Genomic DNA, 24,894 nt, shown 5'->3' with positions numbered 1-24,894 from the left:
GCTCGAGGCCGCTCGCTTCGTCACGCATCGCCGTCCCCCGCTCCGTGTGCGCCCGCGCACACGCCCTCCGCGCCGACGGCCCAGCTCGGCACCCGGGAGGCACGGACGTGAGCACGGGAGAAGGCGTCGGCGGAGACCCCCGCGGCAACCGGTCCGGGGGGCGGCGCGCCCAGCACATGGGCCTCCGGGGGCGTGGCGAACGGGCGCGGGGGGCCGTCCGGGTCCAAGGGCTCCGCAGGCGTCGCCCGACGGGTCGGGGCGTGCCCTACCAGGTCCTGGTAGATGCCGCGATACGCCGCGAGATTCTGCTCGACGGTGAAGAGTTCGAGCGCCCTGGCGCGCGCCGCCGCACCCAGGCGCGCACGGCGCTCCGGGTCGCGCAGGAGCGCGACACAGGCGTCGGCGAGCGCCCGCGGATTACGCGGGGGCACCACCAGGCCCGTTCCGCCGACGACCTCGACCACGGCGCCCACGTCCGTCGACACGGTGGCCCGGCCGCAGAACATCGCCTCGACCAGGCTGATGGGAAAACCTTCGACGACGCTGGACAGAACGACGATGCCGCCCGAGGCGTAGGCCTCCGCCAGGTCGGGCACCTCGGGGCCGCCGATCTCCTCGAAGGTCACCGGGTTGTCGCCGACGGCGTGCGCGTCCGTGGCCTCGTCGGGGAAGAGCTGGGCGGCGAGAGCCCGGCAGTGGGCGAGATAGCTGTCGCCGTCGCGGCCCTGGTCCGGCGCGCCGAAGATCCGCAGCCGGGCGTCCGGCTCGGCCCTGTGGACCTCGGCGAAGGCGTGGAGCAGGGCGGTCAGGTCCTTGGCGGGTTCGATCCGCCCGATCCACACCAGCGTGCCGGGCCCGCCCCCGTCCTCACCCTCGCCGACGGACCCGAACCGCTCCGCCTCCATGCCCGGGTAGACCGTGCGCAGCTTGGCCCGGTCTGCGCCGAACCGCTCCTGCCACCGGCGGACATGGGTGTTTCCGGGGGTGATGAGCGCCGCCTGCCGGTAGATCTCGGAGGCGAGCAGCCCGTGGAAGTTGGCCAGCAGAGCGCGCACCGGCGCGCCGAGCGGGGCTTCGGGCGCCGCGAGGTAGTGGCTTCGCAGGGGTACACCGTGCTCCGTCACCAGCAGCGGCACACCGAAGAAGCGTTTGGCCAAGAGCCCCGGGAGGGCCGCCGCGCCCCCGGACGCCGCGTGACAGAGGTCGACCGCGCCGAGGCCGTCCCCGTCGTACCAGTCGAGGGAGAGGGGACGCAGGGCGCGCTCCAGCCCGGCCACGAAGGCGAGGTAGTCGGGGACGGTCGCGCCGTGGACGGTCCGCCCCGTTCCCGGCGCACGGCAGGCCGTCTCCACGATGCGTACGGTCGCCTCGGAGCGCAGGGCGTCGTACAGCCCGCCGCGTTCGCGGGCCAGTTCGGCGAGGCCGTAGAGGCCGCCGGTGAAGCGGCCGGCCGCCGCGCCGGCATCCGCGCCGAAGGAGCCCGGCCCGGTCTCCGTACCGGCGCAGACCCCGCTGACGAGGGCGGTCACGTGCGCCGTGAAGCGCCGTCGGTCCCGCCGCCCGTACGACCGCCCGAGGCCGGTGGCGAGCCGGCCCGGCAGACCTCTGGGGCGGCCGGTGTGCCGGGCGTCCTCCGGGTACGCCCACAGCGGCGCCGTCCGCACCCGCCCGATCCGGTCGGGGAGCCTCACCCAGCCCTGTCGCTCCTGGTCGGCGGAGCGGCTGAGCGCGAAGAGGTCGAACTGGTGCCGGGGCAGGCCGCGCACCAGACGGTCGCACCAGAGTCTGGACTCACCCGTCGCATACGGGTAACCACCGTCCGTGAGGAGTCCGATCCGCACGAGCACACCCCCGATCTCCCTTGTGGACAGCCGCCGTTGCCCGGCGACTCGCAGCGGGACGACCGTATGCGGATACACAGGTGGTGCGACGGACGGTTGTCCGTCGCACCACCGAAAGGGGTGAACCGGCGTAACTTTCCCGCTCCAGTCGCGTTCTGTTGCGACAGCCGGGCGTTCGGTGACGCGGAGTCAGGCTGCGGCCAGCTCCCTACGGGCCGCCCGGCGTGCAGCGGCCCGTACGGGGTCGAGTGCGGGGACCGCCGCCAGGAGTTGTCTCGTGTACGGGTCCCGCGGCGACCCGTAGACGTCGTCGGCCACGCCCTGCTCGACGATCCGGCCCTGCCGCATCACCGCTACGCGGTCGCTGACCTGCCGGACGACCGCCAGGTCGTGGGCGATGAAGACGAGTCCGATGCCGAGCTCCCGCTGGAGCTCCGCGAGGAGAGAGATCACCTGGGCCTGGGTCGTCACGTCGAGCGCGGACACCGGCTCGTCACAGACGATCAGCTTCGGCTCGGCGGCGAGCACACGCGCGATGCCGATGCGCTGGCGCTGCCCACCGCTGAACTCGTGCGGATGGCGTTCGTACCGGCCCGCGTCGAGCCCGACCCTCTCGAGCAGTTCGCGCACGCGGTCCCGGATCCGGGCCTCGTCGGTCTCCCCCGCGGCACGGAGCGGGTCGGCCACGGACTCGCCTATCGAGCGGCGCGGGTTGAGTGAGGCGACGGGGTCCTGGAAGACCATCTGGAGCTCACGGCGGAACGGCCGCAGTTCCCTCTCCGGCAGCGAGCCGATGTCCGTACCCCCGTACCGGAGCCGGCCCGCCGTCGGATCGATGAGCCGCACGAGCATGCGGCCGAGCGTCGTCTTGCCGCTGCCGCTCTCCCCCACGATGCCGAGGGTCTCTCCGGCGTGGACGGTGAGCGACACCCCGTCCACGGCGGTGACACGGCCCGCGCCCCGGCCGAACTCGCGCCGGAGGCCCACGGCTTCGATGAGCGGTCCGGCCTCCGTCGCGGTCCTCGGGCCCGGGACACCGGCCCGCTTCTCGTCGACCCGTGGCACCGATGCCAGGAGCTCGCGGGTGTACGGCTGCCTGGGGGCGCCCAGCACCTCGGCGACGGGGCCGCGCTCCACCGCACGGCCGTGCTGCATCACCAGGACGTCGTCCACGCTCTCCGCGGCGACGCCCACGTCGTGGGTGACCAGCAGCAGCCCCATGCCCGTCTCGCGGCGCAGGTCGTGCAGCAGGTCCAGGATCTGGGCCTGCACGGTGACGTCGAGCGCGGTGGTCGGCTCGTCCGCCACGATCAGCCGGGGTTCGCAGGCCAGGGCCATCGCGATGAGCGCCCGCTGCCGCATCCCGCCGGAGAACTCGTGCGGCCGTGACCGGGCGCGGCGGGCCGCGTCCGGGATGCCGACCCGGTCCAGGACCTCGACGGCCCGGGCCCGTGCCGCCCGCCGGGACACGGAGTTGTGCACCCGGTACACCTCGGCGATCTGGTCGCCGACCGTGTAGTACGGGTCGAGCGAGGAGAGCGGGTCCTGGAAGACCATCGCGGCCTTGGCACCCCGCAGCCGCCGCAGTTCGGCGTCGTCCGCCGCGCCCACATCCGTACCGGCGACGCGGACGGTCCCGGTGACCCTGGCACCGGTGCCCCGGTGCAGCCCGAGCAGTGCGGAGGCGGACGCGCTCTTGCCGGAGCCGGATTCACCGACGACGCCGAGGGCGGCACCCGCCTCCAGGGTGAAGGAGAGCCGGTCCACGGCGCGGACGGTGCCGAAGTCGATGGTCAGGTCCTCGACCTGGACCAGCGGTGTTGTCATGACAGGACCACCCGTCGGTCGGCCAGCGCGTACAGCATGTCCGCGACGGCATTGGCGAGCACCACGAAGAAGCCGGTCACCAGCACCATGCCGACGACCACGGGCAGGTCGACAACCTTGACAGCGTGGACCAGTTCGCGCCCGATACCCGGGATCCCGAAGAGGGACTCGGTCAGGACCGCGCCGCCGAACATGGTGCCGAAGTCCAGCGCGCTGAGCGCGATCACGGGCGCGAGCGCGCCGCGCAGGGCGTGCCGGCCGATGATGCCGCGTTCGCTGACGCCGTACGCGCGAAAGGTGCGCACGTGGTCCTCCGCGAGCGTCTCCAGCATGGAGCTCCTGGTCAGCCGGGCGTACTTGGCGGACTCGATGAGTGCCAGCGACACCCAGGGCAGCAGCAGGCCCCAGGCCCACTGCTCGGGGTTCTCGGTGAAGGGCACGTAGGTGGGCGACGGCAGCCATTGCAGCGTCGAGCAGAAGATGATGATGAGCAGAAGCCCGATGACGAAGACCGGCGTGGCCGTCCCTGCCAGGGTCAGCCAGGTGAGGAGCCGCTCGGTGATCCGGCCCCGCCGCCAGGCGGACAGCACCCCCGTACCGACGCCGAGCAGGATCCAGAGGGCGAAGGCGCCGATGACGAGCGAGCCGGTGACCGGCAGCTTGGTCAGGATGAGCCGCATGACCTGCTGGTCACTCTGGTACGAGACCCCGAGGCAGGGTGCGGAGCAGTGCTCCACGCCCGTGCCGGTGGAGAAGTCGCGTCCGGCGACGATGCCTTGGAGGAAGTGCAGGTACTGCGTGTACACGGGGTCGTCGAGCCGGAGCTGTGCCGTGACCTGGGCGACCTGGGCGGGTGAGCAGCGCGGGCCGCAGGCGATCTGGGCGACGTCGCCCGGTGCCACGTAGAAGACCGCGTACAGGACGACGGTCAGGGAGAGGAGCACGAAGACGGCGCCGCCGAGCCGCCTCAGCAGGAATCCGGTCACGACGCCCGCTCCTTCGTACGTTCCTGGCGCTCCTCGCGTCCGGTGCCGATCCGCAGCCGGGAGGCGGCCCGTGGGTCGAGTGCCGTACGGACGCCCTCGCCCAGGACGGTGAGGGCGAGCACGGTGACGAAGAGCAGCCCGGCGGGGAGCAGGAGATAGGTGGGTGCCGACTGGTACCAGGTGTCCGCCTCGGTGAGCATCTGGCCCCAGGACGGTGTGGGCGGTTTGATGCCGACGCCGAGGAAGGACAGGGCCGCCTCCACGGTGATGTTGACGGGGAAGAGCAGCGCCGCGTACGTGATGACGGGCGCGGCGAGCGAGGGCAGCAGTTCGCGCCGGGCGATGCTCCACCGGCCGCGTCCGCTGAGCCTGGCCGCGGAGACGAAGTCGAGGGACTTCAGGGCGAGCGCCTGTGCGCGCACGATCTTCGATGTCCCCGCCCAGTTGATGCCGCCGATGACCAGGGCGATCAGGACGGGCCGGGGGAAGGAGGACGGCACGATCGCGAGGAGTCCGAGGGCGATGACCATGAGCGGCAGTGCGACGTTGATGTCGGTGATCCGGCTGAGGACCTGGTCGAGCAGGCGGCTGCCCAGGGCAGCGGCGAGCCCCACGGTCACGCCGATGGTGACCTGGAGGACGGTGGCCACGACGGCCACGCCGAGCGAGACCCGGGCCCCGTACACGACGCGGGCGAAGAGGTCGCGGCCGGTCTGCGGTTCGACGCCGAACCAGTGGTCGGCGCTGATGCCGCCGAAGGAGCCGACGGGGACCCCGCCGGCCGCCGAGTCGACGAGTCCTGGGTGATAGGTGTCGGGATCCTGGCCCGCGAGCGCGGCGAGCAGCGGCGCGGCGAGCGCGGCCAGGAAGAGCAGGAGGACCACGGCCGCAGCGACGGTGGCCGCGCGCTGTGCGCGCAGCCGCCGCCAGAACTGCCGGGCCCCCGAGGCGGGGGCGGCGGCCGGTGCCGCACCCGCCTCCTGGACCAGAAGTGCTTCCGACATGGTTACTTGACCGCGACCTGCGAGATGTCGAGAACGCCGGTCCAGTCACTGATGACCACGTTCTTGACGTCCTGGCCGAAGAGCCGCTTGTAGACCGGGTGGAAGAGCGGCACCGTCAGCGCCTTCTCACCGATCTTCTTGTCGAGCGCGCCCCAGCGCTGGGCGGCTGCCTCCAGGTCGGTGAGCTTGTTGATCTCGTCGATCTCCTTGTTGACCGAGGGGTCGTCCAGGAAGCCGGTGTTGAAGTTGGCTCCGTCCTTCACGATCTGACGGCCGTCGAAGATCGGGGCGAGGAACGGGCCTCCGGAGGGCCAGTCGGCACCCCAGTGTGCGAGGAAGAAGCCCGGCTCCTTGGCCGCGCTGTGGATGGTGTCGGAGTAGTCGTTACCCTCCAGGCCCTTGAGTTCGACGGTGATGCCGGCCTTCTTGAGAGCGGCCTGGAGCGCCGTGGCGATCTCCGGGCTGGTCTCGAAGTCCTTGTCGTTGGAGTGCGTGAGGGTGACGGTCAGCCCCTTGGCGTAACCGGCCTCCTTCAGCAGCTCCTTGGCCTTGGCGGCGTTGCCGGTCTCGCCCGCCGGGAAGTGGTCGTAGGGCGTGTGACCGAAGGACTTCTGGTTCGGCAGGTAGGTGGTGGCGGGCTCGGCGAGCGAGGAGCCGCCCGCCGCGTTGATCACGGAGGACCGGTCGACGGCGTAGGAGATCGCCTGGCGCACCTTCGGGTTGTCGAAGGGCTTCACCTTCGGGTTGAAGGCGATGTAGTTGGTGTAGCCGAAGTGGCCGGTGCCGACGCGGGCGGCGAGCTTCTTGTCGCTGGAGACCTTGGCGAGCTCGGCCGGGCCGAGGTTGGTGTCGGTGGTGACGGCGGCGGCGTCGGCGCCCTGCGAGGCGGAGAGCCGCTGGTTGATGACGGCGGAGTCCAGGCCGGAGCGTACGTCGATCCTGTCCGGGTAGGCCTTGCGCTCCTCGTCGGTCTTCGCCGACCAGTGCGGGTTGCGCTCCAGGACGAGCCGCTCGCCGTCGTTCTCGTTCGAGACGACCTTGTACGGACCCGAGGAGACGGGGTGCTCCTCGTACGTGGTGCCCGTGTCCTTGGCCCGCGGCACCGGGGTGGTCTGGGTCTGGGTGGCGAGGAACGGGAATTCGCCCTCGGGCTTGTTCAGGTGGAAGACGATGGTCCTGTCGTCCGGCACCTCGATCGAGTCGAGGCCCTTCTTGTCCTTGTAGGGGCCCTGGTAGTCGGCCCCGCCGATCAGCCAGTCACGCAGGTAGGGCGCGCCGCCGGACAGTTCGGCGGCGAAGGAGCGCTCGATGCCGTACTTGATGTCCGCGCTGGTGATCGCGGTGCCGTCCTCGTACTTCAGCCCGTCCTTGAGCGTGTACGTCCAGACGGTGGCGTTCTTGCTGGGCGTGCCCAGGCTCGTGGCCAGGTCGGGGACGACCTGGGCGCCCGCCGCGCCGTCCTCGCGGTTGCGGGTGGTGAGCGTACGGAAGACCAGGGAGGGGACGTTGCCTCCGCCGGAGGTGTAGAGCCGCGCCGGGTCGAAGTCCTCCTGCGGGTTGCTGTTGAGCACCGTGAGCGTGCCGCCCTTCCGCGGCTTGCCCGAAGCGCCGGAGCCGCCGCCGCTTCCCCCGCCGTCGTCGCTCCGGGGGCCTGCGCAGCCCGCGAGGCCGGCGACCAGGACGAGAATGACGGCGGCTGTGGTTGCCACGCGGCGCGGTATGACGGACGGCTGACTCATCGGAAGATGACCTCTCGGTGTGCTGCGGCAGAAGCGGGAGACATGTCCGTGCGGCGCAGCGGGCCCCGCCCCGTGACGGGGAAGGGGGCCGGGTACCGAAATGCCGCGCCCGCGGACGGAATACGCCCGGGCGCGGCGGAGGAAGGAGCCGAGGAGCCCGGAAACAGGGCTCTTCGGGGGGGGGCCGACGCGCGCTCGAGCAGGCGTCAGCGACAGAGAACGTCGGCTACGCAGTGCCCGGCCACGCCGAGGAGCGCCAGCTCAAGGGCGGCGCGCTCGGGGAATGCGGGGCTGCGTGACATGCGGAGAAATATGAACGACCTCTCCCCCCGATGTCAACGCGCGGCGAGACAGCCGTCCCACGATGTGGACCGACCAGCCCTGCCGGTCACTCAACTCCCCGGGTGGACCCAGGGGTTGGGGCGGCATTTGATGCCGTCGAGGTCCAGAGTCTTGGTCTGCTGCTGCATCACGGGCGCCAGGGCACCCGGGGTACGGCAGCTCACGTGGTTGTGCCCCAGCCGGTGGCCCACCTCGTGGTTGATCAGCATCTGACGGTAGGACAGGAGCTTGTCCGGGCCGAAGGTGGCGGCACCCTGCGCCCACCGGTAGGCGTTGATCATCACGCGGTCGGTGGCGGCGGAATCGCAGGAGACGTTGTCCTCGGTGGTGTCCAGACCGGACTTCTCGCACCAGACGCCCGTGGTCCCCGGGCTCGCCAGGGTGATGACGAAGTCGGGTTCACCGGAGGAGATCCGCTCGAAGGTCATGGCGCCGTTGTGCGCCCAGCTGCGGTCGTCGTTCAGCGTCTTCTGCACGGCTTCCGCGAACAGTCCGGAATCGAGGCCCAGTCCCTGCTCGACATCGATCCGGTAGCGGTACTTGTGGCCCTTGCCCGGTGCCTTCGCCAGCCCCGGTACCGCCTCGAAGGTCCCGGACGCCTTCAGGTCGGGTGCCAGCGGAAAGGCGGTGGCCATCTTCTGCGCGTACGACAGCGGCTTGACCTCCTGCCGCTGCACCTGCGGATCCGGCCGGTCCACCGAGCGGGAGGCGTCCTCGGAGTCCTGCCGGTCGACGCCCCCGGTCTGCGGGCCGTCCACCGCGCCACCGTCCTGAGCCACCTGCCCGGCCACCACGACCGCGAGCACCGTGGTCACGGCGGCGGCTGCGATACCCGTGAACGTACGGCCCCTGCTCCCCTTCCGGCCCCGGTCGCTCCTGTCGTCCGGCACGTCGTCGGGCGCGTCGGGGCCCGCGGAGGCCCGGTCCGTGACCTCGGGCGGGGCCGGCGGTGCGGGGCGCGAGGGCGACGTGTCGAACGCCTCCAGGAACTCCCTGCGGGGGCCGGGTATCAGGGTGGCGTTGCCGGTCTGCGGACCCGCCGTGCGCCGCCCGGCCTCCTGCTGTGCCTCCTGCTGCCGCGCCATGGCGGCCTGCCCGGCGCGGAAGATCTCCTGGCCGCCCGGGCCCGCCGGGTCCCGTCGGCTGTCGTACTGCGGCTGCGGCCCGCTCCCCCAGCCGCCACCGGGCTCATGCTGCTCGGGGTGCCCGCCACGCACCTGTGGGGCCTCGCGGAACGGGCTGTGGCCGTCCCTGGAAGGGGGCGTGGCGGAGTCACGCCCCCGCCGGCCGGTACCGCGCTCCGCGCCGGCGCCGGCCGCGGCCCCGGTTTCACGCCGGGTGACCCCGGGGCCTTTTCGACTGTGTCGTCCCACGCCCCGGATCAGCTCCCGCCGCGTTCGTCGAGCAGTTCCCGGAACGCCTGGGCGACCGCCTCCGGGTACTCCATCATCGCCACGTGCCCCGCGTCGGGCAGTGTCAGCAGGCGCGAGTCGCGGAAGGCCGCGGACGCCCTGCGTGCCATCCGGTACGAGACGAGCTGGTCCCGCCCGCCGTACACCAGCAGGGTCGGTGAAAGCACCCGCTGGGCCTGGCGCCACAGCCCGTGCTGTCCTCCCAGCGTGTAGGCATCGACGATGCCCCGTGCCGAGCGCGTCATGGCGTCCCAGAAGTACGGCAGCTCCAGCCGGCGCTCCATCTCGGCCACCGCGTGACGGAAGGCTTCGTCGGAGATACGTGCCGGATCGCCGTAACAGAGTGCCATGGCGCCACGGGTCCGCTGTTCCGCGGTCCAGTCCTGGGTGAGCCGGACGAACAGGGATGCGACGCCCGGGAGTGCGAGCAGGGCGGTCGGCACGGCAGGCCTCTGGACCCGGATCTCGGGCAGGGCCGGGGAGATCAGTGTGAGCGTACGCACCAGATCGGGCCGGACGGCCGCCACCCGGGTGGCAACCGCGCCGCCCAGAGAGTTACCGAAAAGGTGAACGGGCCCGCGCCCGCCGGCGTCCAGCAGCCGGATGACCGCCCGGGCGTGTCCGGTGACGGAGTAGTTTCCGTCGTCCGGCGGCGGGGAGTCGCCGAAACCGGGCAGATCGACCGCCTCGCTGTCGAGCGTGTCCGCAAGCAGCGGCATCATGGCCGACCAGTTCTGGGAGGAGCCGCCCAGGCCGTGCACGAAGAGAGCGGGAGCGGTTCCGGCCGCCTCCGCCGGGCGGGAGCGGACCGTCAGGGTGAGGCCGGGCAGCTCGACGGAGCGCAGCTTCTCCCCCTCCGCGATCCGGACGGCACTGACCGTGGGCGCCACCGCTGCGGCGGCGGCCTCGATTCCGGGCAGCTCGGTCGAAGACATGCGGCAATGTTACGAGACGATCACGCGATGGTTCGTGTGTTCGCCGTCACAGGCCGCATAGCGCCCCGGAAGGGTTGCTCCTAGGCTGCAAGGGAAGGAAGGGAGCCACCATGACGGTCGACCCGAGCGACCCGGACACCTTCGAGGATCCGCAGCCCGACGAACCGGACCCCGAAGCCCCCGAGGCCGACAGCGCCGAACAGCAGGCCACCGTCCGGCCGGAGCGCGACGAACCGCTCACCGGCATCGACCGCAGCACCGTCGATGAGGCGGACGCGACGGAGCAGGCACGCCTTGTCGCACACGATGAGGACGATTACCGGTAATACGTACCGCTTTGCGGCACGGGCCGAGCAATCTGTGGCTACCGCAGCCGTCCGGTCCGTGAAATTCTGCGTCCGCGCCGCGCACACCCGGGTTACTCAAAAGTACGATGGCCCGACGGCGCAGCGTGCACGGTACGGCTGTGTTCGATCACGAATTTGGGAGGCGGCGTGACAGCCATCGAGCAGACAGAGGCGGCGCGCCCGCGGGGCACCCGGCTGCCCCGCCGTGCCCGACGCAATCAGCTGCTGGGCGCCGCCCAGGAAGTCTTCGTCGCCCAGGGCTACCACGCCGCGGCGATGGACGACATCGCGGAGCGGGCCGGCGTCAGCAAGCCGGTGCTCTACCAGCACTTCCCCGGCAAGCTGGAGCTGTACCTCGCCCTGCTCGACCAGCACTGCGAATCACTGCTGCAGGCGGTCCGGACGGCGCTCGCCTCGACCACGGACAACAAGCTGCGCGTCGAGGCGACCATGGACGCCTACTTCGCGTACGTGGAGGACGAGGGTGGCGCCTTCCGTCTGGTGTTCGAGTCCGACCTGACCAACGAACCGGCGGTCCGGGAGAGGGTCGACCGGGTGTCGCTGCAGTGCGCGGAGGCCATCTCCGACGTGATCGCCGGCGACACGGGCCTGTCCAAGGACGAATCGATGCTGCTGGCGGTCGGCCTCGGCGGCGTCTCACAGGTCGTGGCGCGTTACTGGCTCTCCAGCCGCTCGGGCATTCCGCGTGACACCGCCGTACAGCTGCTCACCTCGCTCGCCTGGCGGGGCATCGCCGGATTCCCGCTGCACGGCGCCGATCAGCACTGAGCCCGGCGGGGACCGGAGCCTGTGTTCGCTGCGGGCGTTGCCGGTCGACCCGTGCTCCGTCCCTTCACCGGGCTAATGTGTGCTGCGTACGGCGCGGTTCACCGCGCAGAGACGGACCGTCGGAGGGACATAGCCGTGGAGGTCAAGATCGGGGTGCAGCACACGCCCCGCGAGATCGTTCTGGAGAGCGGACTTTCCGCCGAAGAGGTCGAGAGCGCGGTCGGCGAGGCGCTCAACGGCAAGGCGCAGCTGCTCAGCCTCACGGACGACAAGGGCCGCAAGGTCCTGGTGCCGGCCGACCGGATCGCCTACGTGGAGATCGGCGAGCCCAGCGTCCGGCGGGTGGGATTCGGCGCGCTGTAGCCCGCGCACGCGGCAGCAGAGGTGGAGGCCCGGCGGAATCGTCCGCCGGGCCTCCACCTTTTCTCCTCCGGATCCACTCCCGGTCCTTCCCTCGGAGGGGTTCACGGGAGCCGAGGAGGGTTGTATTCCGCCGGCCACGGGTAGGACGGCCTACGACCGACCGCCCGCCGCGCCAACAAGCGAGGTGACCCCTCTGTGCTCTGGGAATCCATCAGCTCCGTCGTGCTCGGACTCGCCCTGTCCTGGGTCGCGCTGCACTCCCTGCCCGGCCGGCTCCCGTCCTCCCGCGTGGTGTTCGCCACGGGCGGGCTGGGCGCCTTGTTCGGTGCGTATCTGACGCACTCGACGCTGGGCTCCGGCCATGTCCTGGCGACCCCCATCGGCGCCGTGCTGGTCGGGGCGGTGACGCTGTCCCTGCTGATCCGGCCGCGTGGCAGCAGGCCTGTGCGATCGGCGGCTGCCCAGTAGGGGCCCCGTCAGGCAGCGAGACCGAGCGCGGCCATCCGCTTGGTGTGGGCCTCGGTGATCCGGGAGAACATCCTGCCGACCTCGGCCAGGTCGAAGCCGTCCGCCACGCCTCCCACGAGCATGGTGGACAGGGCGTCGCGGTCCGCGACCACCCGCTGCGCCTGCGAGAGCGCCTCACCCATCAGCCGGCGCGCCCACAGGGCGAGCCTGCCGCCGACCCGGGGTTCCGCCTCGATGGCGGCCCGCACCTTCTCCACCGCGAAGTTCCCGTGGCCCGTGTCGTCGAGCACGGAGAGGACGAGGGAGCGGGTGTCCGTGTCCAGGCGCGCGGCGATCTCCCGGTAGAAGTCACTGGCGATCGAGTCACCGACGTACGCCTTGACCAGGCCTTCCAGCCAGTCCGACGGGGCGGTCTGGCGGTGGAAGTCGTCCAGCGGCTTGGCGAACGGCTCCATGGCCGCGGTCGGCGTCTCCTCGATGGCGGTGAGCCGGTCGGTCAGCTGCTCGAAATGATGGAATTCGGCGGACGCCATCCTTGCCAGTGCCGCCTTGTCACCGAGTGTCGGCGCGAGTTTGGCGTCCTCGGCGAGGCGCTCGAAGGCCGCGAGTTCCCCGTAGGCGAGCGCGCCGAGCAGGTCCACGACCGCGGCCCGGTACTGCGGTTCGGCGGACGCGGTGGCCCAGTCCTGGGCGGCGATTCCGGTCGGTACGGGCGCTTCGTCGGATGTTTCAGTGGCGTTGTCAGGCGTCTCCATGGAGCGCAGAATAGCCCGCCCCGGCAGGGGCGGAAGGGCCTGGCCGACGGGAGACATCACACCGTTCCGATGAATTCGCCCAACACGCATGCGGGAATCCGGGGTACAGTGGTATTGCGCTTACTGAGCATTTCTTGTGCCAGGAGCGCGACCTTGAATGAGGATGCCCGGTCGGTGGCCCGATCGGCTCCGACCCGACAGCCCTCCACGCGGGGCGTACGCCATGTACGACCGCAGATGAGGGGCCCCCTCAGCGGCACGAGCGCTCGAGCGACGGCAGTGGTCCCGCGCCACCCGGCCCATCCACGGCCGGATGACCAACCCCGGCACGGTACGACCCCCAGCGTTCGCCTCGGGCCGCGTCTCACAGAAGAGGCAGCACCCTGACTACGTTCCGCGACCTCGGAATCCTTGCCGAGACGGCCGAAGCCCTCGAGGCGGTCGGCATCACGTCCCCCTTCCCCATCCAGGAGATGACGCTCCCCGTAGCGCTCTCCGGCTCCGACGTCATCGGCCAGGCCAAGACCGGCACCGGCAAGACGCTGGGCTTCGGTCTCCCGCTCCTGGAGCGTGTGACCGTCCCCGCCGACGTCGAGGCCGGCCGGGCGGCGCCCGAGAAGCTGACGGACGCGCCGCAGGCCCTGATCGTCGTCCCCACCCGCGAGCTCTGCCAGCAGGTCACCAACGACCTGCTGACCGCGGGCAAGGCCCGTAACGTACGCGTTCTCGCGATCTACGGCGGCCGTGCCTACGAGCCCCAGGTCGAGGCCCTGAAGAAGGGCGTCGACGTGATCGTCGGCACCCCGGGCCGACTGCTCGACCTGGCGGGCCAGCGCAAGCTCGACCTCTCGCACATCCGTGTCCTCGTCCTGGACGAGGCCGACGAGATGCTCGACCTGGGCTTCCTGCCCGACGTCGAGCGGATCATCACCATGCTGCCGCCGAAGCGCCAGACGATGCTGTTCTCGGCGACCATGCCCGGCGCCGTCATCAGCCTCGCGCGCCGCTACATGTCGCAGCCGACGCACATCAACGCCACCTCGCCCGACGACGAGGGCACGACCGTCAAGAACACGGTCCAGCACGTCTACCGCGCGCACAACATGGACAAGCCGGAGATGCTCTCCCGCATTCTCCAGGCCGACGGGCGTGGACTGGCCATGGTCTTCTGCCGTACGAAGCGCACGGCCGCCGACATCGCCGACCAGCTGGAGAAGCGCGGTTTCGCGTCCGGCGCGGTCCACGGCGACCTCGGCCAGGGCGCCCGTGAGCAGGCGCTGCGCGCCTTCCGCAACGGCAAGGTCGACGTCCTCGTCTGCACCGATGTCGCCGCGCGCGGCATCGACGTCGAGGGTGTGACCCATGTCATCAACTACCAGTCGCCGGAGGACGAGAAGACCTACCTCCACCGCATCGGCCGCACCGGCCGGGCGGGTGCCAAGGGCATCGCGATCACCCTGGTCGACTGGGACGACATCCCGCGCTGGCAGCTGATCAACAAGGCCCTGGACCTCAAGTTCCCGGACCCGGTCGAGACGTACTCCACGTCTCCGCACCTGTACGAGGAGCTCGACATCCCCGCGGGCACCAAGGGTGTCCTCCCGCGGGCCGACCGGACCCGTGCGGGCCTGCGGGCCGAGCAGGTCGAGGACCTCGGCGAGACCGGCGGCCGTGGCCGCAAGTCCGCCGCCTCCGCCCCGGCTCCCCGCGAGGAGCGCCCGCCGCGCACGCCGCGCCAGCGTCGTCGCACGCGGGGCGGCAGCACCCTCGAAGAGGGTGCGGTCACCGTGCCCGCGCCCGCACCCGCCGCGGAGACGGCCGGTGACGACGCGGAGCCGCGCACCCCGCGCCGCCGCCGCCGCGCCCGCGCCGCCGTCGCGGAGGCCGTGACCGAGACCGCGGTGGCCGTGGCCGAGGCCCCGGTCGCCGAGCCCGCGCCCGTCGCCGAGGCCGAGCCGGCCGCGGAGGCGAAGCCCCGTCGTCGCCGTACGCGTGCGACGGCCGCCAAGGAGGCCGTCGCGGCTCCCGTGGCACCGGCCCCCGCCGCGGAGCCCGTCGTCGACTTCCAGACCGTGGCCATGGCCGCACCGGTGGCGGAGCCCGTGGCGACCAAGCCGCGCCGCCGCACCCGGGTCGTGAAGCCGGCGGACGAGGTCGACTTCCAGATCGCTCCGGTCGCCGAGCCCGCGACCGAGACCAAGCCGCGCCGCCGCACCCGTGCCGCGGCCAAGCCGAAGACCGAGACGGTGACCGCCCCCGCCGAGGACGCGGCGGAGACCAAGCCGCGCCGTCGCCGGCCGCGCGCCGCCGCCACCGAGAAGGCGGAGACCGTAGCGGTGACCGAGGCCGCTCCGGACGGCGAGGCGGCACCCGCGAAGCCGCGCAGGCGCCGTTCGCGCGCGACGGCGGCCGCCACCGCCGAGACGACCGAGGGCTGATCTCCGGCCGCGGTGCGCTTTCGTACGGCCCCGGTTCCCCGCGCTGCGGGGGCCGGGGCCGTACGTCTGCCCGGGCGCGGCCGGGCGCCCGGCGATACCCTCGGCCCCATGAGCCGGCCGCCCACCTTCACCCCGCCCCCCTGTGCCCGTGCCCGCGTACTGCGTACCGCGCGAGGGGACTTCGCCGTGCTGGACGCCACGCCGCCTGCCGGGGCGCACTCCACCGCCCTCCTGCTGCCCGGGTACACCGGCAGCAAGGAGGACTTCATCGCGCTGCTGGACCCCCTCGCCGCAGCCGGGTTCCGCGTCCTGTCCGTCGACGGCCGAGGGCAGTACGAGACGGAGGGGCCGGACACTGAGGAGCCTTACGCCCAGGCGGAGTTGGCCCGCGATGTACTGGCCCAGGCCGCTGCCGTCGACGACCCGCCGTCCGGCGGCATCCATCTGCTCGGACACTCCCTGGGCGGCCAGATCGCCCGCGCGGCGGTGCTGCTGGATGCCACGCCCTTCCGTTCACTGACCCTGATGTCGTCCGGACCCGCGGAGATCGACCCCGGACAGCAGAAGAAGGCGCGACTGCTCAGCGACGCGCTGCGCCGCTGGAGCATGGCCGAGGTCTGGCAGATGATGCGCGCGATGGACCCGCCCGAGGACGCGGACACGGGCGACGGCGAGGATCTGCGCCGCCGCTGGACACTTCACAACCCCGCCCAGCTGATCGCCACCGGCGCCCAGCTCTCGTGCGAGCCGGACCGGGTGTCCGAGCTGGCCGCGCTGTCCCTCCCCGTGCACGTGGTCTCGGGCGAGCGGGACGACGTCTGGCCGGTACCGCTGCTCGACCTCATGGCCCGGCGGCTGGGCGCCCGCCGCACCGTTGTCGCGGGCGCCGAACACTCCCCCAACACGGCCCGGCCGCAGGAGACGGCGGCAGCCCTCGTCTCGTTCTGGAACGGCGTCCGGCCTTCACCCGTGTGACCGGTCGCCGTGCGGTCCGTTCCTCCCCGGTGGCCCGGGTCAGTACTGCGCCTGCAGGTGCTGCCAGAAGCCGTCGCGCAGCGCCCGGCGCAGATGGGCGTGGCCGCGCAGCGAGTGCTGGAGGAGCCGTTCGGCCTCGACGAGCAGGTCCTGGTCCACGGAGCCCGGCAGATAGGGGTGGCCCGGCAGCAGGTCGGCGAGTGCCTCACGGCCGCGCGAGGAGAGCCAGCCGGCGGCGATCTGCGCGCCGACGAAGCGCACGTCCTCGCGCGCGGGTGCCGGACTGTCGTCCTCGTACATCGTGACGGAACGCCGGGTCACGTACGGGCGGCAGAAGTCGAGGTCGAAGGTGCGCTGACTGTCGACCTCCCAGAGCAGTGGCTCCGCCTGGTTACGGCCTTCACCCGCCTCGATGCCCCAGAGGTGGACGCGGGCGCCGTATCCCTGGGCCGCCTCGACGGCCGAGACCAGGTCCTCGTCGCCGCCGACGAGTGCGGCGTCGCTGATGGCGCGGTGCCGGGCGAGCGACTCGAGGTCGGTACGGATGAGCGAGTCGACGCCCTTCTGCTGGTTGTTGGCGTTGAGGTTGCCGAGCCTGACCTTGACGTCCGGGAGTTCGGCGATGGACTGCTGCTCGACGGTGTGGATCCGGCGCCTGGCCCCGTCGTACCAGTACACGCGCAGCAGCCTGCTGTCCGCGAAGATCGTGCGGGCCTTGTCGATGAAGGCCTCGATCAGCCCTTCCGCGTCCAGGTCGAAGGACCGGCGGTCCTCGGTGCCCGTGACGAGCAGCCCGGCCGCCGCGTAGACGTAACCCGCGTCCACGAAGATCGCATGGGTGGAAGGGGTCTTCGACACCTCCGCGAGTACGCGCAGGAGCAGCGCGTTGGTGCGGTCCAGTTGTTCGCGGATGTCCGGTCCTTCGTCCGTCCGCGCGTCCGCGTGACTCATACGGACCTCATTGTGTGCGCATGGCTGATTACCGACGGGTACTTAGACATCCAAAAAATTTCCTTAGCGTAGGGAATGTTTGCAGTAGGCAAGCCGTTGTACCCCCTGTGGAGCGCGAGAGGCAGGACGCCTTGCGCTCCCCATCCTTGCGGACGGCAAGCCCGTCCTCCCAGTAGTTCTCCAGCAGGAGGATCAGACGAAGGGAAGCCATATGCGCTTCGAGATCATGCGACTCGACGATGTCGACGGTACCGCCGTGGACAGCACCGTCGTGGACGCCGCCTCCGTCAACCGGATCGTGCAGCAGGCCGCGGCAATGGGCCAGCGCATCTACATCCGGCCGGCCGACACGTCGGCTTCGTGACACCTTGCTCTGCTTCGAGTCGCTGATGTCGAGCGGATGACGAGCTGAAGACGACGCGCCCCCGCACGGATGCTCCGTGCGGGGGCGCTGTGGTGTCCGGCGCGCCTCAGGAGTTCTGGATGACCTGGGTGACGCCGTTGATGATCTGCTGTACGGCGATGGCCGAGAGCATCATTCCGGCGAGCCGGGTCACCAGGACCACGCCGCCGTCCTTGATCACACGGATGATCAGCAGCGAGTACCGCATGGTCACCCAGAGCACGACGTGCATCGCCACGATGGCCGCCCAGACCGAGAACTGACCGGCCGTCCCTTCGGCGTCCTGCACCGCGAGGATCACCGAGACGATCGCGCCCGGCCCGGCGAGCAGAGGCATGCCGAGCGGCACGAGGGCCACGTTGACGTCCTTGGTCTGCGTCGGCTCGTCCGTCTTGCCGGTGAGCAGGTCCAGGGCGATGAGCAGCAGCAGGAGCCCGCCCGCGATCATCAGCGCGGGTACGGAGACGTGCAGGTAGTCCAGGATCTGCTGGCCGAGCAGGCCGAAGACGGCGATCACGCCGAAGGCGACGGCGACGGCCTGGAGGGCCATCCTGCGCTGCACCTTGGCGGGACGGCCCGCGGTGAGGGCAAGGAAGATCGGGGTGATTCCGGGCGGATCCATGATCACGAAAAGGGTGAGGAAAAGTGATCCGAAGACAGCGATGTCGAACACGGTGAGCCTTGCGAGAGAAGAGCGGGCCGAACAGGAGGGGTCGCGCGCCGGCACGTCCTGACGACGTCCGGGCGCACGGGGGTACGACGGAGGAGGAGTGGGCGCCCCGTTACGCGGGGAGCGGTCCGCCGGCTCCCGGCACGGGGAAGGCTCCCGTGGCGCGCCGGGTGATCTCGCCGTAGATCTCGGGGTCGGTGGTGTACTCCCCGAGCCGGACGGTCTTGCGGGAGCCGTGGTAGTCGCTGGACCCGGTGGGAAGGAGCTCCAGCTCGGCGGCCAGCCCGCGCAGCCGGGCCCTGGTGGGCTCGTCGTGGTCCATGTGGTCGACCTCGATGCCGTCGAGGCCCGCGGCGGCCAGTCGCGCGATCGCGGCTTCGGGGACCACCGCGCCGCGCTTCACGGCGAGCGGGTGCGCGAAGACGGTGACGCCGCCCGCGGCCTTGACCAGCCGGATCGCGTCGAACGGGTCGAGCTCGTGCTTGTCCGCGTAGGCGCGTCCGCCGTTTCCGAGCCAGGCCGAGGTGAAGGCGTCGGAGACCGTGTCGACGACGCCGAGCTCCACGAGCGCGGTGGCGACGTGCGGGCGGCCGACGGAACCGTTCCCGGCGATCCGCGCGACCCGTTCCCAGGTGATCGGCACGCCCAGCTCCTGGAGCCTTCGCACCATGGCCTGCGCCCGCGGCACCCGGTCGTCCCGGACGAGCTCACGCTCGCGGGCGAGTTCGGGCTCGGCCGGGTCGAAGAGGTAGGCCAGCATGTGCAGGCCGACGCCGTCGAGGCGGCAGGAGAGTTCGGCGCCGGTGACGAGTGTGAGGCCTTCGGGGAGGGCGGCTGCCGCCTCCGCGTGCCCCCCGACCGTGTCGTGGTCGGTCAGGGCGACGACGTCGAGGCCCGCGGCTGCCGCGTTGGCCACCAGCTCGGCGGGGGTGTCCGTGCCGTCCGACGCGGTGGAGTGGGTGTGCAGATCGATGCGCACGACGCGTACTCCATGGCTGGCGGGCGGACAGGGGACGCTCCAGGATAACCGCCGGGCGCCACCCTTCCGGCCCCGTCCCGGCACCCCGGCGGGCTCAGGGCGGCGTGAGCAGCCGGGGGGTGAGCGCTCCGCACGGCAGCAGATCCACTTCACCGCCGGCGTCGCGCAGATCCGTCAGCACCAGCTCGTCGTACATCAGGAGCCCGGACTGTTCGGGCCAGACGATCGCCCACAGCCAGAGACCACGCGCCTCCCCCGCGAAGACCGCACGGTCGCCGGGGGCGTCCTTGACGTGCCAGAGCGCGGTCGGGCGTCCGGCCGCGAGCAGCTTGGCGTCGGGTGCCGCGTCGAGGCGCAGGCCGGGGCCCGGGTCGGGGCCGTCGATGCCGGCATAGCGCGCGCCCAGCCCGACGCCGAGCTCCTCGGCGACGAGCAGGAGTTCACCCATCCCCCCGAGCGGCCCGGGGCCCGAGCACGCGACGGCGGTGGCCCGGCCGCCGCTGCGGTCGTCACCCGCGTACGCCGCGCCCGTGAACAGCCAGCCCACCGGGAGCGGCCAGGGCATCCACACCGGCACCCGGGCCCGGTGCACCACCACGCCCAGCGCCTCGACGCTGGGCGGGACCACCGGCTGCATCGGGTGCACCTGGCCGTGCGCGGAGCACTGCCAGGCGTCGGCGAAAAGACCGGGCGCCCTGACCCGGCCACCGCATTTCGGGCAACTGGGTTCGCCCCTCATAACGCCCCACGGTCCTCTCCGGTCGTCGCCGCGTCAAGGACGATCACCCGTCCGCAGCGCGGCTCCGGCCGGTGAAAATACATGCATCTTGCACTTATTAGAACGACTAACTTATTCTGTGCACAGCGCAACTACTTTGAGGAGGGCGAGATGACCCTGAACGGAGAAAATCCGTCCGACGAGGGGGCGACCGGCATCCTGCGCCAGCCGAAGGCCGTCTGGGCCACGGCGGGCGCCTCGGTCGTGGCCTTCATGGGGATCGGCCTGGTGGACCCGATCCTGCCGTCCATCGCCGAGGGGCTCGATGCCACGCCCAGCCAGGTGTCGCTGCTGTTCACCTCGTACTTCCTGATCACCGCCGTCGCGATGCTGGTGACGGGCTTCGTCTCCAGCCGCATCGGCGGACGCAGGACCCTGCTGGCCGGCCTGGCACTGGTCGTCGTCTTCGCCGCGCTCTCCGGCACCTCCTCGTCCGTCGCCGAGCTGGTCGGCTTCCGGGCGGGCTGGGGCCTGGGCAACGCCCTGTTCGTGTCCACCGCGCTCGCCGTGATCGTCGGCGCCGCCGCCGGCGGCAGTGCGGCGGCGATCCTGCTGTACGAATCGGCGCTCGGCCTCGGCATGGCGTGCGGGCCGCTGGCCGGCGCTCTGCTCGGTGACGCCAGCTGGCGCTACCCGTTCTTCGGCACCGCCGCCCTGATGGCGATCGGGTTCCTCTGCATCACCGCGTTCCTCCGGGAACAGCCCAAGCCCGCCCGGAAGACCGCGCTGCTCGACCCGGTCAGGGCGCTCGGTCACGGTGGACTGGCCTCGGTCGCCGCGTCCGCGTTCTTCTACAACTACGCGTTCTTCACGATCCTGGCCTTCACGCCGTTCGTGCTGGACATGTCGCCGTACAGGTCGGGGGCGGTCTTCTTCGCCTGGGGCCTGCTGCTCGCCGTCTTCTCGGTGGTCGTCGCCCCGCGCCTGCAGCGGCGCTTCGGCTCACTGAAGGTGGTCGGCGGCTCCCTGGTGCTGCTCGCCGCGGACCTGGTGGTCCTCGGCTACGGAGACCACACGACGGCCGTCGTCTGCACCATCGTCTCGGGCGCGTTCATCGGCATGAACAACACCGTCTACACCGAGCTGGCCCTCGGCGTCTCGGACGCACCCCGCCCGGTGGCGAGCGCCGGCTACAACTTCGTCCGCTGGTTCGCCGCGGCCGCGGCCCCGTACTTCGCCCCGAAGATCGAGGAGTGGAGCGACGTACACGTCCCGTTCGTGGTCGCCGCCGTCGCGGCCCTGGCCGGCGCCGTGATCGTCGGGGCCAGGCGCACGGCGCTCACCCACGAGGCCGAGGTGCTGGAGCCCCGCCACGCCACGGAGGACGGCGTCACGGTCTTCGCCGACTGACGCACGGTCTCCCGTCCCGGACCCGCGCGCGTACCTCCCCGCGCGCGGGGCTTCCGGCGCCGGTGGGTCAGTCCAGCGGTACGGACGCGCGGAGCGGATCCCGCAGGTCCGTACCCTGCGAGAGCCAGCGTTCCTGGAGCTCCTGCGCGCCCCTGACCCGCTTCCACGCCGCCTCGTTGTGCGTCATCGGCAGCAGCGGCAGGAAGCGCACCGGGTCCATCGGGGCGTCCAGCTCCAGATCCTCGACGAGGCCGCCCGGCTCGGCGACCAGGACGGAGCTGAAGGGAGCCCCGGCCCACAGCGGCTGCCCGAGGTCCAGCGACGCCCCGGGGGCCACGATCAACCCCTCGACCTGCGGGGACGCCGCCAGTACCGCGAGGGGTCGCAACACCTGGTCGGTCTCGGCGAGACCCACCCGTACGGACAGGAGCAGTTCGGCGCGCGGGCCCTTCACCGGGTCGGCGAGGGGCGAGGTCGGATCGGCCATCGGCTGGGCGGACATACCGAGCGTGGCGTAACGCACCACGTCTCCGTCGATGAAGCGGAGCACCTCGATGCGGTCCGTGCCGAGGAACGTCACATCGGCGCGTGCGTCCGGCTCGCCCAGCGCCGTACGCAGCCGGGCCTCGACCAGATCAAGAATTTCTCCCATGCCGCGAGCATAGAACGCGTAAGGAATGGGAACAGAAAGGGATTGGCTCCTCACCTGGCTGATAGCCTGAGGCGTCGGTCGGGACAGCACGCGGAGCGCGCTCTCAGTCCTGACAACACGTGATCCCCCACGGGGGACCGGCCGGAGGAGGTGGGGCTGCGGTGGATCCAAGTCGACCGTGCAGTACCAACCGCCCTTCCGCACGACGCCTTCCTTCTGTGATCTGACGTCCTTCCCGGACCTCAGCACGGCAGTTCGCGCACCGGAAGAGCCCCGCGTTTTTGCCTGTCTGTAGCGAACGCCGTCATCGTGCCCGCGCGGTGCCGCCCGCTTTGCGGACGTGAGCACACGTCTTCATTCCGGGCAGTTCCACGTGCCCGCCGACGGCCCTCCGTGAAGAGGAGCCAGCCATGTCGATGATCCGTGACCTGCGCGCCGCCGTGCGCCCGTCCCTGCGCAAGAGCAGCACCCCGTACAACAGCTACGACGCCACCCGTGACCCCTCCGCCTCCAGCGCCGTCGTCGACTGCGCGGTCTACCGGGACGGACGCCGCCTCACCGAGGCCTCCTGCCTGACACCGCGCGAGGCGATGCTGCGCGTGCGGGAGGAGGGCGGCTTCGCCTGGATCGGGCTGCACGAGCCGACCGAGGAGGAATTCGCCGGTATCGCAAGGGAGTTCGGGCTCCACCCGCTCGCCGTCGAGGACGCGGTCCACGCCCACCAGCGGCCCAAGCTCGAGCGGTACGACGACACGCTGTTCACCGTCTTCAAGACGATCCACTACGTCGAGCACACGGAACTGACCGCGACCAGTGAGGTCGTCGAGACCGGTGAGGTGATGTGCTTCACCGGCCGGGACTTCGTCATCACCGTCCGGCACGGCGGGAAGGGGTCACTGCGCGCCCTGCGTCACCGGCTCCAGGAAGACCCCGAGCTGCTCTCCAAGGGGCCGTCCGCGGTGCTGCACTCCATCGCCGACCATGTCGTCGACGGCTACATCGCGGTGGCCTCCTCGGTGCAGGACGACATCGACGAGGTGGAGATCGACGTGTTCTCCACCCCTTCCAAGGGAAGCCCGCGCGGCTCCGACGCGGGCCGGATCTACCAGCTGAAGCGCGAGGTGCTGGAGTTCAAGCGCGCCGTCTCACCGCTGCTGCGGCCGATGCAGCTGCTGAGCGAGCGCCCGATGCGGCTGATCGACCCCGACATCCAGAAGTACTTCCGCGACGTGGCCGACCACCTGGCCCGGGTGCACGAAGAGGTCATCGGCTTCGACGAACTGCTCAACTCGATCCTCCAGGCCAATCTGGCGCAGGCGACCGTGACGCAGAACGAGGACATGCGCAAGATCACCTCCTGGGCGGCCATCATCGCCGTGCCGACGATGATCTGCGGGGTCTACGGGATGAACTTCAAGCACATGCCCGAACTCCGGTGGACCTACGGCTATCCGATGGTGCTGGCGCTCATCGGCGTCGTCTGTTTCTCCATCCACCGCACCCTCAAGCGCAACGGCTGGCTCTAGGCCCTGTCGCCAGACCCAATAGAGTTCGGGCATGACTGCTGCTGACGTGTTGCTTGCCCGGGCTCTCGTCGAGGAGGCCACCAAGAAGTCCGGCCTGATCTGGGTACGGGGCACCGGCCCCTCCCGGGCGCTGTGGCACGTGTGGCACGAGGGTGCGGCCGTGCTCGTCGGGGACGGCCCCGGGGAGCAGCCGCTCCCCGCCGGGCTGGACGCCGGATCCGCCGCCGAGGTGACCGTACGCAGCAAGGACAAGGGCGGCAGGCTCGTGGCCTGGACCGCCGCCGTCACCGTGCTGGAGCCGCACTCCGAGGAGTGGGCGGCGGCGGTCGGAGAACTCAAGGGCAAACGGCTGAACGCCCCGGACGCCGAGCGGATGACGGAGCGCTGGGCCCGCGAATGCCGGGTCCTGCGGCTGACGCCCGGCGCCTCCAGCACCGACCTGCCGGACTCCTCGCTGGCCGCGCGGCCGCTGCCCACCGGGGCGACCACCCGGCGGACGGCGCCCGCCGCACTCCCCCGGCTGCTGCTGAAGCGCCGCGGGAAGCGCTGACCGGCCCTCAGCCGGAGGTCCCGCGGCGCCGGCTCCGTCAGCCGGAGGACCTGGGCAACTCGCCGCCGTAGTCGACGGTCTCGTGCTCGGCCGGTGCCTCCAGGGCGAAGGCCTCACCCCAGTCCGCGAGGGTCAGGGTGCCGCCGCCTCCCCCGCGGGCCACGCGCAGGGGGTACGGGGTGCCCTTGAGGGACACGTCCAGTGTGCCCCCCTCACCCTTTCCGCCCATGATCTGCACGGTGCGCACCCCGCCGATCGTGTCCCGGTCACCCTTGTTGATCTTTCCGTGCAGTCCGAGCACACCGTCGAGGAGCGTCTTCTTCTCCGTGAAGCCGCGCAACTGCTGGTAGGTGGGATCGTCCTCGGGGACCTTCACGTACTTGCCGCCGAGCTTGTCGGCGGCCTGGTCGCTCTCGTCGTCGGCCTTCTCGTCCTTCCAGAAGGCCGCGTCCGCCTTGAGGAAGAGCTCGTCCCCGACGCGCAGCAACGCGAACGTGTTCTGCCTCGAGGTGACCGATCCCGTACCGCCGTTGCCGCTGAGCTGCATGTTCAGGACGTACGTCCCGCCCTTGCTGACCAGCTTGCCCGTGAGCCGCACCGCGTCGGCGGCGTCGGCGGCGGCCCGCGCCTTCTTGTCGATCTGCGACGCCGTCAGCTTGCCGACGCCGTTGGTCCCCTTGTCCGGGTCCTCTCCGGCGCAGGCCGTGAGCGCGACGGCCAGCCCCGCGCTGAGCACCACGGCGATGGCGGTCCGGCGACGGGCCCGGACGGCCGGGGCGGAAGAGGTCACGGGCGCACTGCCTCTCGTCTGTCT

General features: G+C 71.4%; 25 protein-coding genes. 10 read left to right on the top strand and 15 right to left on the bottom strand.

All coding sequences use genetic code 11. The features are described from left to right. Positions 1 to 20: 20 nt before the first annotated feature. From OO67_RS07295 to OO67_RS07265, 8 genes are all read right to left on the bottom strand, one after another. On the bottom strand, positions 21 to 1,841 hold the full coding sequence (locus tag OO67_RS07295; RefSeq protein WP_033298763.1) for a DUF3492 domain-containing protein: 1,821 nt from the start codon (positions 1,839 to 1,841) through the stop codon (positions 21 to 23). A 189-nt stretch (positions 1,842 to 2,030) separates the two neighbouring features. After that, positions 2,031 to 3,668, bottom strand: a complete 1,638-nt coding sequence (locus OO67_RS07290) for a dipeptide ABC transporter ATP-binding protein (RefSeq protein WP_033298118.1) — start codon at positions 3,666 to 3,668, stop codon at positions 2,031 to 2,033. Then, positions 3,665 to 4,654, bottom strand: coding sequence for an ABC transporter permease (locus OO67_RS07285; RefSeq protein ID WP_033298115.1), 990 nt, complete (start codon positions 4,652 to 4,654; stop codon positions 3,665 to 3,667). The genes OO67_RS07290 and OO67_RS07285 overlap by 4 nt, the downstream gene beginning before the upstream one ends. Next, entirely contained in the window at positions 4,651 to 5,658 is a 1,008-nt protein-coding gene (locus OO67_RS07280; protein WP_033298113.1) for an ABC transporter permease, read from the bottom strand. The genes OO67_RS07285 and OO67_RS07280 overlap by 4 nt, the downstream gene beginning before the upstream one ends. Positions 5,659 to 5,660: 2 nt before the next feature. Then, complete coding sequence (locus OO67_RS07275) at positions 5,661 to 7,397, bottom strand: ABC transporter substrate-binding protein (protein ID WP_033298111.1); 1,737 nt, start codon at positions 7,395 to 7,397, stop codon at positions 5,661 to 5,663. Positions 7,398 to 7,603: 206 nt separating this feature from the next. Further along, positions 7,604 to 7,699: an Ms4533A family Cys-rich leader peptide gene (locus tag OO67_RS40600; RefSeq protein ID WP_341864634.1), complete on the bottom strand. Its 96-nt coding sequence runs from the start codon at positions 7,697 to 7,699 to the stop codon at positions 7,604 to 7,606. Between the two features lie 90 nt (positions 7,700 to 7,789). Beyond that, a complete protein-coding gene (locus OO67_RS07270) occupies positions 7,790 to 9,112 on the bottom strand; it encodes a DUF3152 domain-containing protein (protein ID WP_033298109.1) in 1,323 nt (440 codons plus the stop codon). A gap of 8 nt (positions 9,113 to 9,120) precedes the next feature. Beyond that, positions 9,121 to 10,086: an alpha/beta fold hydrolase gene (locus tag OO67_RS07265; protein WP_033298108.1), complete on the bottom strand. Its 966-nt coding sequence runs from the start codon at positions 10,084 to 10,086 to the stop codon at positions 9,121 to 9,123. A gap of 110 nt (positions 10,087 to 10,196) precedes the next feature. On the opposite strand from OO67_RS07265, the gene OO67_RS07260 reads away from it, so the two are divergent. The 4 genes from OO67_RS07260 (at position 10,197) to OO67_RS07245 (ending at position 12,053) form a co-directional block, all read left to right on the top strand. Beyond that, entirely contained in the window at positions 10,197 to 10,412 is a 216-nt protein-coding gene (locus OO67_RS07260) for a hypothetical protein (RefSeq protein WP_033298107.1), read from the top strand. Positions 10,413 to 10,580: 168 nt separating this feature from the next. Then, entirely contained in the window at positions 10,581 to 11,222 is a 642-nt protein-coding gene (locus tag OO67_RS07255) for a TetR/AcrR family transcriptional regulator (RefSeq protein WP_033298105.1), read from the top strand. Between the two features lie 135 nt (positions 11,223 to 11,357). After that, entirely contained in the window at positions 11,358 to 11,585 is a 228-nt protein-coding gene (locus tag OO67_RS07250; RefSeq protein WP_033298104.1) for a DUF3107 domain-containing protein, read from the top strand. A gap of 195 nt (positions 11,586 to 11,780) precedes the next feature. Beyond that, positions 11,781 to 12,053, top strand: coding sequence for a hypothetical protein (locus OO67_RS07245; RefSeq protein ID WP_033298103.1), 273 nt, complete (start codon positions 11,781 to 11,783; stop codon positions 12,051 to 12,053). 8 nt (positions 12,054 to 12,061) lie between these two features. On the opposite strand, the gene OO67_RS07240 is transcribed toward OO67_RS07245, so the two are convergent. Continuing rightward, a complete protein-coding gene (locus OO67_RS07240; protein ID WP_033298761.1) occupies positions 12,062 to 12,808 on the bottom strand; it encodes a ferritin-like fold-containing protein in 747 nt (248 codons plus the stop codon). Positions 12,809 to 13,281: 473 nt separating this feature from the next. Between OO67_RS07240 and OO67_RS07235 the strand changes: the two genes are divergently transcribed. Both OO67_RS07235 and OO67_RS07230 read left to right on the top strand, forming a co-directional pair. Next, positions 13,282 to 15,246 (top strand): DEAD/DEAH box helicase, encoded by a 1,965-nt coding sequence (locus OO67_RS07235; RefSeq protein WP_033298102.1) that lies wholly within the window; start codon positions 13,282 to 13,284, stop codon positions 15,244 to 15,246. A gap of 108 nt (positions 15,247 to 15,354) precedes the next feature. After that, complete coding sequence (locus tag OO67_RS07230; RefSeq protein ID WP_033298101.1) at positions 15,355 to 16,221, top strand: alpha/beta fold hydrolase; 867 nt, start codon at positions 15,355 to 15,357, stop codon at positions 16,219 to 16,221. A gap of 39 nt (positions 16,222 to 16,260) precedes the next feature. Here the strand turns inward: OO67_RS07230 and OO67_RS07225 are convergent, their stop codons facing one another. Beyond that, a complete protein-coding gene (locus OO67_RS07225) occupies positions 16,261 to 17,172 on the bottom strand; it encodes an NYN domain-containing protein (protein WP_033298100.1) in 912 nt (303 codons plus the stop codon). 211 nt (positions 17,173 to 17,383) lie between these two features. On the opposite strand from OO67_RS07225, the gene OO67_RS38915 reads away from it, so the two are divergent. Then, entirely contained in the window at positions 17,384 to 17,536 is a 153-nt protein-coding gene (locus tag OO67_RS38915) for a hypothetical protein (RefSeq protein ID WP_014154223.1), read from the top strand. A 106-nt stretch (positions 17,537 to 17,642) separates the two neighbouring features. On the opposite strand, the gene OO67_RS07220 is transcribed toward OO67_RS38915, so the two are convergent. From OO67_RS07220 to OO67_RS07210, 3 genes are all read right to left on the bottom strand, one after another. After that, on the bottom strand, positions 17,643 to 18,248 hold the full coding sequence (locus OO67_RS07220; protein ID WP_033298098.1) for a MarC family protein: 606 nt from the start codon (positions 18,246 to 18,248) through the stop codon (positions 17,643 to 17,645). A 109-nt stretch (positions 18,249 to 18,357) separates the two neighbouring features. Beyond that, positions 18,358 to 19,224 carry a PHP domain-containing protein gene (locus OO67_RS07215; protein ID WP_033298096.1) on the bottom strand — a complete coding sequence of 289 codons (867 nt, stop codon included), beginning with the start codon at positions 19,222 to 19,224 and terminating at the stop codon, positions 18,358 to 18,360. Between the two features lie 94 nt (positions 19,225 to 19,318). Then, positions 19,319 to 19,963, bottom strand: a complete 645-nt coding sequence (locus OO67_RS07210) for a DUF6758 family protein (RefSeq protein WP_078597689.1) — start codon at positions 19,961 to 19,963, stop codon at positions 19,319 to 19,321. A gap of 150 nt (positions 19,964 to 20,113) precedes the next feature. Between OO67_RS07210 and OO67_RS07205 the strand changes: the two genes are divergently transcribed. Then, complete coding sequence (locus OO67_RS07205; protein ID WP_033298093.1) at positions 20,114 to 21,352, top strand: MFS transporter; 1,239 nt, start codon at positions 20,114 to 20,116, stop codon at positions 21,350 to 21,352. 67 nt (positions 21,353 to 21,419) lie between these two features. Here OO67_RS07205 and OO67_RS07200 read toward each other — a convergent pair whose 3' ends face one another. Further along, a complete protein-coding gene (locus OO67_RS07200) occupies positions 21,420 to 22,004 on the bottom strand; it encodes a suppressor of fused domain protein (protein WP_033298091.1) in 585 nt (194 codons plus the stop codon). A 410-nt stretch (positions 22,005 to 22,414) separates the two neighbouring features. Here OO67_RS07200 and OO67_RS07195 point away from each other — a divergent pair, with 410 nt between their 5' ends. Next, positions 22,415 to 23,530: a magnesium and cobalt transport protein CorA gene (locus tag OO67_RS07195; RefSeq protein WP_033298090.1), complete on the top strand. Its 1,116-nt coding sequence runs from the start codon at positions 22,415 to 22,417 to the stop codon at positions 23,528 to 23,530. Positions 23,531 to 23,561: 31 nt separating this feature from the next. Then, positions 23,562 to 24,080, top strand: coding sequence for a hypothetical protein (locus OO67_RS07190; protein WP_033298089.1), 519 nt, complete (start codon positions 23,562 to 23,564; stop codon positions 24,078 to 24,080). A 37-nt stretch (positions 24,081 to 24,117) separates the two neighbouring features. Here OO67_RS07190 and OO67_RS07185 read toward each other — a convergent pair whose 3' ends face one another. Beyond that, the gene (locus OO67_RS07185) at positions 24,118 to 24,870 is read right to left on the bottom strand and encodes a hypothetical protein (protein WP_033298088.1); all 753 of its coding nucleotides are present in this window, start codon (positions 24,868 to 24,870) and stop codon (positions 24,118 to 24,120) included. Positions 24,871 to 24,894 lie beyond the last annotated feature (24 nt).

The sequence above is a fragment of the Streptomyces atroolivaceus genome (assembly GCF_000717025.1).
Classification (GTDB): domain Bacteria; phylum Actinomycetota; class Actinomycetes; order Streptomycetales; family Streptomycetaceae; genus Streptomyces; species Streptomyces atroolivaceus.
This window is presented reverse-complemented; position numbering and strand designations above follow the sequence as displayed.